At 35.1% G+C, this 14524-nt stretch carries 13 protein-coding genes and 1 pseudogene; 2 read left to right on the plus strand and 12 right to left on the minus strand.

Annotated features, from left to right (window positions below):
* Nucleotides 1-40: 40 nt before the first annotated feature.
* Nucleotides 41-1420 carry a C69 family dipeptidase gene (locus AB6B24_RS05790; RefSeq protein WP_311805350.1) on the plus strand — a complete coding sequence of 460 codons (1380 nt, stop codon included), beginning with the start codon at nucleotides 41-43 and terminating at the stop codon, nucleotides 1418-1420.
* Between the two features lie 108 nt (nucleotides 1421-1528).
* Here the strand turns inward: AB6B24_RS05790 and AB6B24_RS05795 are convergent, their stop codons facing one another.
* The 12 genes and pseudogenes from AB6B24_RS05795 to AB6B24_RS05850 all read right to left on the minus strand — a co-directional run bounded on the left by AB6B24_RS05795 (nucleotide 1529) and on the right by AB6B24_RS05850 (nucleotide 12865).
* Nucleotides 1529-2716: an MFS transporter gene (locus AB6B24_RS05795; RefSeq protein WP_311805352.1), complete on the minus strand. Its 1188-nt coding sequence runs from the start codon at nucleotides 2714-2716 to the stop codon at nucleotides 1529-1531.
* The gene (locus AB6B24_RS05800) at nucleotides 2709-3728 is read right to left on the minus strand and encodes a radical SAM protein (RefSeq protein WP_311805354.1); all 1020 of its coding nucleotides are present in this window, start codon (nucleotides 3726-3728) and stop codon (nucleotides 2709-2711) included. The genes AB6B24_RS05795 and AB6B24_RS05800 overlap by 8 nt, the downstream gene beginning before the upstream one ends.
* Nucleotides 3729-4109: 381 nt before the next feature.
* Nucleotides 4110-5306: a phosphoglycerate kinase gene (pgk, locus tag AB6B24_RS05805; RefSeq protein WP_012897069.1), complete on the minus strand. Its 1197-nt coding sequence runs from the start codon at nucleotides 5304-5306 to the stop codon at nucleotides 4110-4112.
* Nucleotides 5307-5495: 189 nt separating this feature from the next.
* Entirely contained in the window at nucleotides 5496-6308 is an 813-nt protein-coding gene (locus tag AB6B24_RS05810; protein WP_311805357.1) for an HAD family hydrolase, read from the minus strand.
* A gap of 88 nt (nucleotides 6309-6396) precedes the next feature.
* Nucleotides 6397-6846 carry a hypothetical protein gene (locus tag AB6B24_RS05815; RefSeq protein WP_195936288.1) on the minus strand — a complete coding sequence of 150 codons (450 nt, stop codon included), beginning with the start codon at nucleotides 6844-6846 and terminating at the stop codon, nucleotides 6397-6399.
* Complete coding sequence (locus AB6B24_RS05820) at nucleotides 6843-7445, minus strand: hypothetical protein (protein WP_230318022.1); 603 nt, start codon at nucleotides 7443-7445, stop codon at nucleotides 6843-6845. Before AB6B24_RS05820 ends, AB6B24_RS05815 begins: the two co-directional genes overlap by 4 nt.
* Nucleotides 7426-8067, minus strand: a complete 642-nt coding sequence (locus AB6B24_RS05825; protein WP_311805361.1) for a hypothetical protein — start codon at nucleotides 8065-8067, stop codon at nucleotides 7426-7428. The genes AB6B24_RS05820 and AB6B24_RS05825 overlap by 20 nt, the downstream gene beginning before the upstream one ends.
* A gap of 11 nt (nucleotides 8068-8078) precedes the next feature.
* Nucleotides 8079-8957, minus strand: a pseudogene (locus AB6B24_RS05830) (cell wall anchor protein); the annotation flags it as partial.
* An 86-nt stretch (nucleotides 8958-9043) separates the two neighbouring features.
* Nucleotides 9044-9613 carry a hypothetical protein gene (locus tag AB6B24_RS05835; RefSeq protein WP_153242074.1) on the minus strand — a complete coding sequence of 190 codons (570 nt, stop codon included), beginning with the start codon at nucleotides 9611-9613 and terminating at the stop codon, nucleotides 9044-9046.
* Nucleotides 9613-12033, minus strand: a complete 2421-nt coding sequence (locus tag AB6B24_RS05840) for a cell wall anchor protein (RefSeq protein WP_311805363.1) — start codon at nucleotides 12031-12033, stop codon at nucleotides 9613-9615. The genes AB6B24_RS05835 and AB6B24_RS05840 overlap by 1 nt, the downstream gene beginning before the upstream one ends.
* Nucleotides 12034-12240: 207 nt before the next feature.
* A complete protein-coding gene (gene rpsU, locus AB6B24_RS05845; RefSeq protein WP_003129844.1) occupies nucleotides 12241-12417 on the minus strand; it encodes a 30S ribosomal protein S21 in 177 nt (58 codons plus the stop codon).
* Nucleotides 12418-12502: 85 nt separating this feature from the next.
* Nucleotides 12503-12865 (minus strand): MerR family transcriptional regulator, encoded by a 363-nt coding sequence (locus AB6B24_RS05850; RefSeq protein ID WP_010905229.1) that lies wholly within the window; start codon nucleotides 12863-12865, stop codon nucleotides 12503-12505.
* Between the two features lie 229 nt (nucleotides 12866-13094).
* Here AB6B24_RS05850 and AB6B24_RS05855 point away from each other — a divergent pair, with 229 nt between their 5' ends.
* Entirely contained in the window at nucleotides 13095-14516 is a 1422-nt protein-coding gene (locus AB6B24_RS05855) for an MDR family MFS transporter (RefSeq protein ID WP_311805573.1), read from the plus strand.
* Nucleotides 14517-14524 lie beyond the last annotated feature (8 nt).

The following is a 14524-nucleotide window of genomic DNA, read 5'->3' on the forward strand; positions in this document are numbered from 1 at the left end:
ACTTAGCACAAATCACTTATACCTTTATAAAGGAGTTCATATGGCCTGTACAACATTTCTCGTCGGTAAAAAAGCCTCATTAGATGGCACAACTTTAATTGCACGAAACGAAGATGGTGGAGATAAACCTAATCCCCAACGTTTTGTTGTCATCAATCCTGAAAATCAACCCAAGCACTATCGCTCTATCGCCACAGCTTGTGAATTTGACTTACCAGAAAATCCCCTATCATATACTTCTACACCTGATGCGGATTCAAGCTATGGTATTTGGGCAGCGGCTGGAATTAATAGTGAGAATGTTGCCATGACTGCGACAGAAACCTCAACAACAAATAGTCGTATTTTGGGATTGGACCCTTATGTTGAAAGTGGCCTTGGTGAAGAAGACTTCACAACAATTACCCTCCCTTATATCCAGAGTGCGCGTGAAGGTGTTGAACGGATGGGACAACTCTTAGAAAAATATGGAACCTATGAATCAAATGGGATGGCTTTTTCTGATAAAGATGAAATTTGGTGGTTAGAAACACTAGGTGGACATCAATGGGCAGCTATTCGTATCCCCGACGACGCTTATGTTATTGCTCCTAATCGTCTTAATATCGATTGGTATGATTTTGAAAGTTCTGACACGATTTATTCAACAGGTTTGAAAGAATTTATTGATAAGAACAAGCTTAATCCAGACTTTGATGGTTATAACCTTCGTCATATTTTTGGTTCAAGTACCATTAAAGACACGCGCTACAACAATCCACGCGCTTGGTATGTGCAAAACTATTTTTCTCCAGAAACCACAGGAAATGACGATCCATTTAACCAAGATTTACCTTTCATCAGCCATGCCAATCGCAAAATTTCCATTGAAGAAATTAAGTTTGTCATGTCAAGTCATTATGAAAATACAGCTTATGACCCATACAGCACAACATCAAGCGCCGCAGAACAAAAATTGATTCGACCAATTGGACTCAATCGTAATTTGGAACTCCATGTTTTACAAATTCGAGATAATGTAGACAAGAAGCTTGCTGGCATTCATTGGCTTGCTTTTGGTCCTAACAGTTTCAATAGCCTTGTTCCATTTTATGCTAGAGTAAGTGATACCCCTACTTGTTATCGCGATACAAAAGCCGACTTTGACCCAACTAAAATGTATTGGTTGACTACAATGACCGCTGTTCTAGGAGACAGTAATTTCCAAGGTTATGTCGATAAAAGAGACAATTTTGACCTAAACACAATGGCAAAATTAAGAGCCTTACAAAACGAAACCGACAAAGGAAGTGACCAATCACTTGAAGCAGTGAACGAAAAACTTGCACAGATTGCTCTGACTGCTCAAACTGAACTTCTTGGTAAAATGGTTATTTCTGGTTCCAATCACATGAAACTTCGCTTTGATTTTAATGATTAAAAAAATAGGCAGTTTAAACTGCCTATTTTTAATTATTATCATATATATCTAATATAGAACGACTTACTAGAAAAGTATTTATTTTGGGAGAGAAAACTCATAGTATTTTTATTTTTTATCCCCACTACTTAGAAATGGACTAAGTACCATAGACACTAATAATAGTATTCCTAAAATAGCAAAAGAGCTTGACAATGGAAAATATGAAGATATTCCTCCCACTACTAAAATAGATAGTGGGCTTATTGATAATGATATAAATTTAAACGTAGCGAAAACTCTTCCTAGAAATTCTTTCGGCGTGTTTAACTGAATCATTGCGGCATTTATAGTAGAAACTATCACATTTGATAGTCCCAAAAAAATTGCCGATAGGATTAATAAAAATAACTTTTTACCGAGTAAGCTATATATTCCAACAACTCCAAAGCCAAAGCCAATCATCATTAAAATACTATTTTTAAATTTTTTATTAAAGTGAGAAATAAATACTACCCCTAAAAATGAACTTAGTGTAGAGAACAGCATAAATAAAGAAAAATAATTAATATCTCCAAAATATTTCCCCAAATATGCGGTCATCATTGATTCTACCGGTGCAATCGCAAAATTTCCTATCAAAGACAGAAGGATTAATAAGATTAATATTCTTTTTTTATAAATAATATTAATTCCCTTTAGTGCTTCTCTCATAAATCTTCTATTTTTATTTTTTAAAGGGATGTTGTAACAATTTATTTTGCTTATAAATATTATCCCTATAATAAAACTTATTAAGTCAATCATTATACAAGTTTTATAACCCAAACTGGTAATAACTAATCCAGCTATGGTATAACCTATAATTTGTGATAGATTTTGCCCTCCAAATAATAAACTCCTTGCTTTTACAATTTCTACATCTTTTAATATATATCCGATTAGTCCACTTTTGGCTGGTGTAGAAAAGGCTCCGAATCCAGCATTAATAATAACTACTATAAAAATAAGCCAAACTGGAGGTATTATAAATAAATATATTATCAAGAATAGTAAAAGGGATGTGAACTCTCCTAATTCTGATAAAACAATAACTCTTTCTTTTCTCCAATAATCTGTCAAAGCTGCCGTAAATATCGAAATAAAACTAAAAAATATCCTAATCACAACTACTAATCCCGTCAAAAATGCAGATTTAGTAATTTGATAAATTAGCATTCCAAATGCAATGTCATCAATCGCATCTCCAATATAACTAGAATTTAAAGCTAGAAAGAAATTTCTAAAGTTTTTATTTTCTTTTAAAATTTCAAACATAACAAAGTTCCTTGGATTTTTTCATTATCCCATTGTAAATTGAATCGTTTAAGACTTTCTTCATTCTACAAAAGTCTTCCAACCTTTTTTCCGCTGTAACTTTATCCGAATCATGAAACCATAACCATTTAATTTTTCGACAATCATCATACCACGGACAACTCTTATCTTGACAAGGATTATTAACGTAACTTTTTCCTAGTTTTTGATATAATCTTTCCGCAATTTCATCAATATTCCCTTCACTTACATTTAAAGAATTTTCTAAATCTAATTCACTCAAAAAGTTCTTTTCTCCATTTGCAAAAAACTCTGGAGATACATAGGGAAATAAGCGTATGGGTGCCACTCCATAGTATTTATAGCAAAGCTCTTCCACATTCTTAGATAAATCTTTTAATTCCTGTTCCGTTGGGCTTTCGAAGGCCTGATAAGTCAATTCCGATATAGCCGGTAGTGTTCCTGTTTCTTCATAAATATAGTCTGCAATTTTCATTAGATGTTTAAATGAGTTATTTTTGACAATCATAATTGCTGGTGCAACTTTCACAATTTCTGAATTAAAATCTTTGATATTTTGTATGACTACTTTTGGAATAGGTGCCCCTGGGGCGGGGTCAAATGGATTTTCTATTGAAACATAAAATCCAGCCAAATGATTTTTTTCCGCATTTTCAATAACTTTTTTGTCTATACTTTTACCGTTTGATAGGGCAAATGGTTTAATCCCAGTTTCATTAAATAGATATTCTGAATATTTAAAAAGTGTATCTCTAGCCATAAGCGGCTCCCCACCAGAAAATCTTACTTGCAAGTTTTTATGATATTTTTTCTTTATTATTTTGATTAGCTGCACATACTTCTTAAAAATTTCCTCATCAAGATTGAAATTATATTCTTTTCTGTCTTTTCTAGCATAAAAATGACAATAATCACAGTATGCATTACATTTTCCTGTAATAGTAATACTTAGAGCCCAGATATCATTTTTATCAATAAATTTATTTTCCATAGTTTATTCTCTCCAATAAAAGAAAATACTTCTACAAATTCTGTAGAAGTACTTTTTAGTTTTATAAGTCAGTTGAATACATAATTACTTCAGCTTCTTTTTCTTGCTTTGCCAACAATTTTTTGAGTTGTTTTGCTTTTTGCATAATAAAGTCCTCCTATATTATTTACACTAAGCAGTTGGCCGAGCGGTTTAGTGTATCTTCAAAATTTTTTAGAAGATAGTTTTATTATATTCTTCAAAATTCGGAATGTCAACAACTTTTTCGAATTTTCATATAATTTAATCTAAAAATAAAAGTGCTCAGAAATTGTCCCAATAACAGAAATAAAAAGAGCTTGATTTAAAAAATCAAACTCTTTTTATTTATTAGCTTTTAGATTATTTTTCAGTCAAAGCTGCAAGTCCTGGAAGTACTTTACCTTCGAGGAGTTCCATTGAAGCTCCACCACCAGTTGAAATCCATGAGAATTTATCTGCATAACCAAGGTTGATTGCTGCTGCTGCTGAATCACCACCACCGATGATTGATTTAACACCTGGTTGTTTAACGATAGCTTCCATCAATCCAACAGTACCTGCTTGGAAGTCTGGGTTTTCAAATACACCAACTGGACCATTCCAAACAACTGTTTTAGCACCTTCAAGTTGTGTGTTGTAATCAGCAATTGTTTTGCTTGCTACGTCAAGTCCCATGAAGCCTGCAGGAATATTTTGGTCAGCAGTTTCTTTAACTTCTGTGTAACCAGCAAATGCATTAGCAACTTTGTGGTCAAGTGGCAAAATCAATTTTCCAGCTGCTTTTTCAAGCAATTCTTTAGCAAGATCAAGTTTGTCATCTTCAACGAGTGAAGTTCCGATTTCGTAACCTTGAGCTTTCAAGAATGTGTAAGCCATCCCACCACCGATGATAACTTTATCAGCTTTTGAAAGAAGGTTTTCGATAACACCGATTTTATCTGAAACTTTTGAACCACCAAGGATTGCTACGAATGGACGTTCTGGAGCTTCAACTGCTTCTTGGATATAAGCAATTTCGTTTTCAAGAAGGAAACCAGCAACGGCTTTATCAACGTTTGCTGAGATACCAACGTTTGATGCGTGAGCACGGTGAGCTGTACCAAATGCGTCATTAACGAAAATTCCGTCACCAAGTGAAGCCCAGTATTTACCAAGTTCTGGGTCGTTTTTAGATTCTTTTTTACCGTCGATGTCTTCAAAACGAGTGTTTTCAACGAGAAGGATTTCTCCATCTTTAAGTTCGTTGATTGCTGCTTCAAGTTCTGCTCCACGAGTAGTTCCTGGGAAAACAACATCTTGACCAAGTTTTTCAGAAAGAGCTTTAGCTACTGGTGCAAGTGATTTACCAGCTTTGTCAGCTTCTTCTTTAACACGTCCCAAGTGAGAGAAGAGGACTGCACGTCCACCTTGTTCAAGGATGTATTTAATTGTTGGAAGCGCAGCAGTGATACGGTTATCATTTGTGATTACGCCATCTTTAATTGGAACATTAAAGTCAACACGTACGAGGACTTTTTTGCCTTTAAGTTCAACGTCTTTTACAGTCAATTTTGCCATTTGGAAAAATTCTCCTTATAAGATATTTTTGTTGAGATTGAAAAAGCACCATGCTGATTCAATTCAAATCGATAGGTTAATTATATCACAAATTCGAATAATTTGGCTTTGAGAATTTTACTTTTAGCTTGTAAAGGGTTACTTTTAAAAGATTTTTACTGACAGATTTTTTTATTTTTAAAAATGAATTTAAAAAGGGCTGTCAGTAATATATTTTTGAATTCCATAAGCGACACCTTCTTCTGTATTGCTTTTCGTAATCACTTTTCCTATTTTTTTTAAGTCATCAGAAGCATTTGCCATGACAATTGGTAACCCAACAGCTTTTAACATACTTAAATCATTTTCATTATCGCCAAATGCTGCAAGTTCGCTTTGTTCTAACTGTTCTCTTTGGGCAATAAATTGAACTGCTTTAGCTTTTTGAGCTTCAAGATGTGTAATCTCAAGATACGTTTCCCAAGTTTTTTGAATGATTATATCAGGAAAATTCAGCTTTTCTAAATGTTTTTTAATTTCTTCTAACTTACTTTCATTTGGTGTAATCAAAAGAATTTTAAATATTTCTATTCTTGGTCGCTCAGTTATCAATGTTTCCAAATCTACTAACTTAGGAACCTGTGGAGTAAATTCCATTTCTTGTTTGATGTCTTTATCAATCTTTTCAACATACCAATCGCTTAAACTGTACAGGGATAGATTTATTTCAGAATAATCTTTTTTGATTGTCTTAATCAATTCTTGAGCGCTAGCATGAACCATTGGATTTGCTTTAATAACTTCATTTTTAGCAAAAATAAGCCCGCCATTAAAAGCAACTTGTGAGCTTTTTAAATTCAATTGATTAATTAGACTCTCCATCGCTTGAGGCGCTCTTGCTGAAACCAAAGAAAATGGAAGATTAGAGTTTTCAATCACTTCTTGAGTCTTTTTGGAAATTTTACCTTGGTCATCAAGTAAAGTCCCGTCTAGGTCAGAAAAAATATGTTTAATCTTAGTCATCTTATCCCCCTCTATCCTCTATTTTAACAAAATTTACTGACAGATAAAGTAACTTTTAAAAACGAAATTTATAAAGTGGGAAAAATTATTATATTTTCTTTCTTCTATTATCAAGAATATCAGGATAGAGTTTTCGCAATTTTCTTGCTGACAATAGTGCAAAAATAGCAGCTAAATCTTGTAAGATAAGCGTCACCAATCCCAATAAGACCCCCACCGCTAACTCCAAAAGATTATGCGCCTGATTTGCAAAAATAATCAAGACAGCACCAATCACGCTCAAAACATTAAGACTATATACTAAAATTGAAGCAATGCTTTTTATTCTTAATTTATGATTCTGAACATGAAGAGCGATAGCATAAATCAGGATAAGTAAACCAAATCCCCAAACTAGATATGAGTCTGTTATTATTTTTGTAACTTGTAGTAAAAAAATGGTGAATACAGCGATAATCCAGATTCCTAACAATCCATTGTATTTATAAGCTTTTTGAATCACTTCTTTTTCTTTATTTTCGTCAATCTCTTCTTTCATTTTTCAATTTCCTGTTCTTTTTTTAATTCCATGAGAGCTAAAGTTCTAAATTTTCTTGCCCTCTTGAAATAAAACAAGTAGGTATATACAAGCATATTGATAGCAATTAAAACAGTAATATAAATTAACCAAATTCCCATATCACCTGAGTCGATATAAAAACCAGCTAATGCTATCCCTACACTTTCACAAATTACAGCAAGAAAAATCAAAACGATTTCCCCCGCTTTAGTCGCCTGTATTTGATAGAGTTTTTCTATCTCTTTACTATCTTCTAATTTTTCAAAGTTTTTATAATTAGAAAAGTTTTCTGAAAGAAATAATAAAATTCTTGCTAAGACAAAAGATAAAAGTAAACAGACAACCGTTGTCAAAATCATCCATCTTACAGGAGAAATAGTGATAGAATGCTGCTCTGCAAAATTCATCGCAGATGCTGGAAATGCTACTGCTATTACCAGAACAGGGAGCATACCCATACCCGTTATTTTTTTATTGCTTTTTATAAATAGTTCTTTCGTTTTAGAATTATAGCCATATCTATCATCTGCATTTCCTCCGATATCTACTATAACTTTATCAGGGTGTATTGATTTCATCTTTTTTTCTTTCTATGGTCGTATAAGCAATCATACTACTATGCAAACTTAAGACTTTTCTTCTATTCTTAGTCGCTCTACGATTTATGTAAAGTAAAAGAAAACATATGGCTATACCAAAAATCAAAGTTTGTATTAGAGCAAAAATGAGCCCATCATTGTGAGTAAGATAGAAATTTCCCAATGGCAAAAGTATTGACATAAATAAAATAATCCCTCCCCAAATCATAGCTAATCTTAGACGATTTGAACTCTCATATTTTTCAATATCACTCCATCCTTTCTGGGATAAGACACAATTTTGTCCACTAGCTTTAAATAACTTTTCATTTTGCCGATCTGTTATTAAAATAAAAACATAAGATATTAAAAAGGCAATTAGGCAAAGCCCTAGGGAAGATAACAATAGCCACAATAAAACATTCATTTCATTTGAGAAATGATTCAAGTATAAGGAAAAATCTGTCAAAAATGGTGACAATAAGGAACCACCTCCAATTATTGACCACAGCATTTTTTGATTTCCTTCACTAGTGACTTCATTTTTTCTCACAAATACCATTTGTGTTTTATTTTCAAAACCGTAACAAGATTCTTCATTAGTATAAAAATTGATAATCATCTATCGACACCTCACTTCCGTTTTCTGCGGTGGTCATAAAGATAATCATATCCAATAGATATCCCATGCATTACAATGAAAGCAGCTACTCCGATAGCTATTGCAGGTGCAAGTGCAGTAGTACCAGCAATAGCTAGTGTAGCCATCCCACCTACAACTAAATTTATCCCCAATTCTGCAGAAGATTTAGCTGTCGCATCATCTATCCCTTTTCCTTTCGCAAGTTCAGTACCAAAAGTTATGGCAGGTCCAACAATAGGACTAACAGGACTTTCTTCTCCTATCATAAGTCCCCATTGAGCAAATTTTTCTGCTCCCAAACCAAAAACTTGGTCTCTTCCTTCATCTGCCCACCAATTTTCACCATTTCTACTACCTCCACCGTTATAATTATCTTCACTAACAAGCTGAGCTTCTTTTGTATAATAAGCAGATTGTGTCACATAATTTGGATAGTAAGCTCCACTAGAATTGCTATAACCACCTGACGAGTAAGCATAGCTACCAGAGTAAGAGTAGCCTCCACCATAACCATAACTATCATAAGTCGGTACATAATAAACCACAGGTGCAATGTAATTCGGCACATACTCATAGCCATTGGCATAATAAGTCGTCGCATAAGGATTGCTCGTGTTGTAATAAACAATCGGTGGAACATATTTGTAGTAAACGTTTAGCGTTTCATCAGTTTTCGGATAAAGTCCTGACCGTGTCGTGCTTCCTTCGATATAGTAATTGCCAAATCGATAAGGAACTTTCACCGAATAAACGTGTCCATAAAATCCCGTGGTGGATTCTTGACCGAGATAAACCCCGTCCGTACTATAATAATCATAAGTAACTGTACTTTGAATATGATAATAATCGCCGAATATTATTGTGTTTCCCGTAGTTTTTTAATTTTGCCAACTATATTGATAATGATTATTTTATTTATGAATTCTTCTTTATCTATACACTATAGTATTCAAATCTAAAAAATTCCTTCTTTCTTCATTTTTCTAAGAAGTTTGTATCTTTGTGGAATATTCAGAGCAAAAGGAACCGCCAATGAGCTGAGCATTGTTGCGAGTATCATACAGATGAAGAACAACATATTACCATTTTCTACAAAATAGAAAGAGCCTATAATCATTCCCATAGGGGCAAAAAAAGTAATCGATAATAGATAGCTCGCCTTATAACTTCTGTCTAATAGCCCCTTATCCTCTATATTTTTCTTTTTTAAAATTAACTTTTCGCCCATATTTATCTTTTTCTTCTCTCTTATCACTAAACTTGATAATAATATAGCCGAGGGTATTGCAATTCCCCACATAATAGCAAGGATTATTAGATTGTTTCTTGGATTTTCAAAAATATTATTTCCCTTAGATACAATCCCCAAAATTGTCGCAATACTTCCAGAAAATGAGGCAAGTTGTACCCCAGCGGCTGAGTTACTATTAGGTGAAGAACGGGTATATAACTGATAATTTTCTACATTGATATAGTAATTAACCATATTTTCAGTACGAAGATATATTATTTTAGTTTTTTCCATTACCATTTTCTCCGTTTAAACCAATCATAAGTTGCATCAAATATCATACTACCTAATACCCCAATGGCGATTCCTATTCCAACTCCTACAACAATACCCACAGGTCCACCTAATGTTCCAAGTTCTCCACCTATATCAGCCCCGGCTTCTGCCCCAGCTTCCATAGAAACATCACTAATTACTTTATGCGCAATCGTCTTTACACCTGCTTCTTCAATACTTTCCCCATTCATCAATTGACTTCCAAAATCAATACCTACACCTAAAGGAGTAACATCATAAACATTTTCAAGAGTTTTTCCTAGTCCATATTCCCAACCGCTTATAGCGTAATTCTCTACAAAGTCTTTACCTATATCTTCGTCACCATCCCCCATATCTGGCAATGCTCGTCCATAATTTCCTTTGTGATTTATATATGGTTGTGATGAGTTACCATTATTTGAAATTCCCCCATTTGTATTGCCTCCTCCTGATGAATAAGCATAGCCACTAGAGTAAGAGTAGCCTCCAACATAACCATAACCATCATAAGTGGGCGTATAATAAACCACAGGTGGAATATAATTTGGCACATACTCATAGCCATTGGCATAATAAGTCGTCGCATAGGGATTGCTCGTGTTGTAATAAACAATCGGTGGCACATATTTGTAGTAAACATTAAGCGTTTCATCTTGTTTTGGATAAAGTCCTGCTCTTATCTTATTTCCTTCGATATAGTAATCTCCAAAGTTATAAGGGACACTAACCGAATAAGGCTTGTTATAAAGTCCACTGGTTGATTCTTGACCGAGATAAGTGCCATCTGTGCCGTAATAAGCATAAGTGACTGTACTTTGAATATGGTAATAATCGCCGACATGAATAATATTTCTTGTAGTCTTTTGATTTTGCCAACCGTATTGATAATGAGGAAAAGTGCTTACTGGAACATTCCAAGAAACATTTGGAAACCAGATAAATTGGTGTTGAGGAACAATAAGCTGATTGTTTTCGTCCGCATCATAATAGTTAAGATAAACAATATCTCTGACTTGGGTCGTCAAATGTGCTTGAAGCGCTGAACCAAAGAGGTCATAGCGAACCCCTTGTGAATATTGATAGGAATCTCCACTACGTACTGGTGCTGGACTATAAAAATCATAGTTAAAGTTTGACAGAAAACCGACACCCAAATAACCGCCATAAGGGAGACTAGCTTGACCATTCAAGTCGGTATCAGGGCTTGTCGTATCATAAATAACACCACTTGAATCGGTCGCAAGATTAGTGGTCTTTGGAATGACCGTTAAAAGGTTGGCAAGATTGGTTTTGACTCCTTGGGCCATATCAATATCCGTTGTGATAAAAGAGGCAAGAACAGGGATTTGAAAATTCGTATTATGTACGACGATTTGATAATTGAGGTTGACATTATTTGCCCCGTAGTAGAGGGCGACAATCGAGTTTCCGTCTGAGTTAGCGATGTTTTGTTCGCCTGTAAAAGCCAATCCAATCGGACAGTCAGACGTACTTTCTGCGGGGGCTTGCCAGCTTGATTCATCTGTTGAAATGACTTTGTAGATCAAATCTAGATTCGTTCCGGCTAGGGTCCTTCCAACATTGGTAATTCGTCCAGAATCTCCTGCATTCATAGTATAAGTGATCGCAGGTATGGTCGGGCCGTCCGTTTGTCCAAAGTTTTCAGTACTGATTTGACCTGTTGTTTGACCTGTGATTGGAATAACCTCTGTATTTTCCGACCAATGAAGACCATCAGGCGTTAAAAAGTTATTGGGCACAAGGTTGTTAGCCTTGATTGTAATATTGATACCATCTAGCGTGGCTGGTCCTGTAATGTCATTGGCGACTGAACCTGTCGCAGAAATCGAGCTTATGACAGGGTCTTGACCATTGGCTTGGCTGGCAATTGAACCATTTGTGAGAGCAGGATTTATGATTGTTCCGCTCGCCGACAGGCTTGAAGCAATTGTGACGTTTGCTTTTGATGAATCAAGGGGAACACTTGGCGCTTTTGAAGTTGAGGCCTTTGAACTCAATGAAGCTGAAACCTCTGAAGAATTAGAGCCTGTTTCTTCACTTGAAGTCTGAGCCGAACTGGTTGAAGATGATGAAACTGAACTGGCATTTGGAGCGGTGCTTGCCTGTGAAGTGATTGAGCTTGCCGCTTTAGTTTGCATTTCTGCCTGTGAACCTCCTGTATTTCCTTCGGTTGTCGAATCAGACACGGCAAGAGAAGAATTTACAGTTGGATGGGTGACAGCTTCAGTTTGACTTGGTAGTGTAACAGCCAAATTTTCATCAGCCTTTACTGCTAAAGGCAGACTAGTCACTAACAAACTCAAAAGAATTCCAGTGCTAAGTAACCAAAATTTACTTGGTGACTTCATCTGAAAGTGCTTTTTCTGATTTTCCAATGTAAAACCTCCTTTTAGTGAATATTTTTTGTTTTCTGATTGTTTAATATTATACGCTTATTTAGAAACTTTGGTAAATATAAAGTAATTATTTTAACTTAATTTAAAAACAAGACTTTTAGAATACAAAAAGCCCACCAAAAGTGGCAGGCTGCTATTTTAAAACTAAAAAAATCACTGACAGAAGTCAGTGATTAAAAATTCTAATTAGTATTTTTTACGTTTACGTGCTGCTTCTGATTTACGTTTACGTTTTACAGAAGGTTTTTCGTAGTGTTCACGTTTGCGGAGCTCTTGAAGAGTTCCAGCTTTTGTTACTGAACGTTTGAAGCGACGGAGTGCGTCGTCAAGTGATTCATTTTTGCGTACAAGTGTTTTTGACATAGATTTTCACCCCATTTCCAGCTCGAGAGTTCGTGGTCTTTCACACGACTTTCCTATTATATCAAATGGAAAAGTCCTTGTCAAACTAGACTAGCTTTGTCGCCTCCTCATTTAAGCGTTCTTGATGAATATTAATTTTTTTATCCAAATAAGCCATCGATTTTTCAAGTTCGGCTAATTCTTTTTCCATTTCTTTTTTACGAGCTTTTAAAACTCCAATTATCATTTCATGCTTATCTGTATTGGCAAAAACTTCTTTAATTTGTGCTAGACTCAATCCGGCACAGCGATAATGGCGAATGGCATTAATTCTTGATTCTGTTGCTTCATCAAAATCACGAATTCCAGCTTTAGTGCGTGGAACTGAGATCAATCCTTCTTTTTCATAGAATCGTAGATTGTAGGCTGAAATTCCTGTTCTCCCTGCAACTGTAGCAATCGTGACCATTTTTTTCTCCTTTGAACTTATAAAAATCACTTTTTTATGGCAATTTTACTTTTTTATTTTATTAATTAATAAAGAGTCAATTTTTTCTCTTGACTTAGAGTAACTCTAACTTGCTATAATATAGCATGTTGATTTCAAAGTGTCAACCACCGCATTTTGAATCTTATTTTAAAATAGAAAAGAGTAAAAATTGAATAAAATACAAGAAAAACGTTCCATAAGAGCCTTTATGCTCTCCAATGTGATGGCAGGTTTAGAAGGGTCAATCGTAGCGACCGCTCTACCTGCAATGATGGCGGAATTACATGGAATTAAATTAATGAGTTGGGTTGTAACCATTTATATGCTCCTCATGGCGGTTTCTTCTCCCATTTGGACGAAATTAGCCGAACGCTTTGGATATAAACAAATGTTTGTGCTTGGCACACTCTTATTTACAATAGGTTCTCTCGGCGAAGGATTAGCCATTAATATGCTAATCGTTATTGTCGCACGCGCGCTCATGGGACTTGGTGCTGGTGTGATGATTCAACTTCCTTTTGTCATCTATGGAATGATGTATCAAGCCGATGAACGAAGACGAGTGATTGGAAATACTGTCGCTGCTTATTCATTTTCAACTATTGCAGGACCAATTGTCGGGGGGCTGATTGTCACTTTACTTGACTGGCGCTGGGTCTTTTTCATCAATATTCCAATTGGGATTTATATGGCTTTTATTGTTTGGAAAAATTTCGACTTGAAAACAGACCATACTAAAAAATCAATTGATTTTGCTGGCTCTACTTCTTTATCCATCGCTGTCATTGCAATAATGTTGCTTTTCCAAATGATGGGAAATGCAGTCATTAATCTTCCTCTCCTCCTTATCTTATTAGTTGTAAGTTTTCTCTTTTTCATCGGATTTTATTTTGCTGAAAAACGAGCAGTTGACCCAATTGTTCCACTTGAACTTTTCAAAAACCCTTCATTTATCGCTAAAAATATCATGTTTTTCATGCAATATGGCTTCTTTGGTTTTTACACAAATTATCTGCCTACTTGGGGACAAGGAGTCATGGGCGCAACGGCTTTAGTCGGCGGAATGGTTTTGATTCCATCAGCAATCATGCTGGTTATAGGCACTAGAAATGTTAATCATCTCATTCAAAAAGTGGGAGAAAAGAAAACAATCTATATTGGATTTTCCATTATGGTTTTAGGGGCATTTTTCTTATTTAGTTTGCCTGAACATGCCTCAATTGTGATGCTCTTTGTGGCAACAGCAATTCTTGGAACTGCCTTTGGAATTGTCAATATCACCTTGCAAGTTGCGGTTCAAGAAAGTGTTGCTAAGCATTTGATTGGTGCAGCCACCGCGGTTAATGCACTACTAAGAACAATGGGAACAACGCTTGTTTTATCTGGACTGTCCATTGCCATTAATCGTACATTTACTGAGGCAACAGCACATAATCCAAAACTTACAACAACACTTCTTAATCAAATTTCTGATGCAAAAGCTTTAAAAAATATTCCAGTAAATCTTATTCCCCCTTTGCGTCACACCTTATTTAACGGCATGCACTTGCTTGCTCTTATCTCAGGATTACTTCTTTTCATTGCTCTTTTTGTCAATTGGCTCGACCCTTGGAAAAAAGGACTAGAATAAAACAAAAA

The organism is Lactococcus sp. AK05 (assembly GCF_041026685.1).
Classification (GTDB): domain Bacteria; phylum Bacillota; class Bacilli; order Lactobacillales; family Streptococcaceae; genus Lactococcus; species Lactococcus lactis.

Coding starts and splice junctions, on each gene's coding strand:
- pgk (WP_012897069.1), bottom strand. CDS start 5,306: ATGGCAAAATTGACTGTAAAAGACGTTGAACTTAAAGGCAAAAAAGTC.
- AB6B24_RS05800 (WP_311805354.1), bottom strand. CDS start 3,728: ATGGAAAATAAATTTATTGATAAAAATGATATCTGGGCTCTAAGTATT.
- rpsU (WP_003129844.1), bottom strand. CDS start 12,417: ATGTCAAAAACACTTGTACGCAAAAATGAATCACTTGACGACGCACTC.
- AB6B24_RS05795 (WP_311805352.1), bottom strand. CDS start 2,716: ATGTTTGAAATTTTAAAAGAAAATAAAAACTTTAGAAATTTCTTTCTA.
- AB6B24_RS05810 (WP_311805357.1), bottom strand. CDS start 6,308: ATGACTAAGATTAAACATATTTTTTCTGACCTAGACGGGACTTTACTT.
- AB6B24_RS05825 (WP_311805361.1), bottom strand. CDS start 8,067: ATGATTATCAATTTTTATACTAATGAAGAATCTTGTTACGGTTTTGAA.
- AB6B24_RS05835 (WP_153242074.1), bottom strand. CDS start 9,613: ATGGAAAAAACTAAAATAATATATCTTCGTACTGAAAATATGGTTAAT.
- AB6B24_RS05820 (WP_230318022.1), bottom strand. CDS start 7,445: ATGAAATCAATACACCCTGATAAAGTTATAGTAGATATCGGAGGAAAT.
- AB6B24_RS05855 (WP_311805573.1), top strand. CDS start 13,095: ATGCTCTCCAATGTGATGGCAGGTTTAGAAGGGTCAATCGTAGCGACC.
- AB6B24_RS05790 (WP_311805350.1), top strand. CDS start 41: ATGGCCTGTACAACATTTCTCGTCGGTAAAAAAGCCTCATTAGATGGC.
- AB6B24_RS05815 (WP_195936288.1), bottom strand. CDS start 6,846: ATGAAAGAAGAGATTGACGAAAATAAAGAAAAAGAAGTGATTCAAAAA.
- AB6B24_RS05850 (WP_010905229.1), bottom strand. CDS start 12,865: ATGGTCACGATTGCTACAGTTGCAGGGAGAACAGGAATTTCAGCCTAC.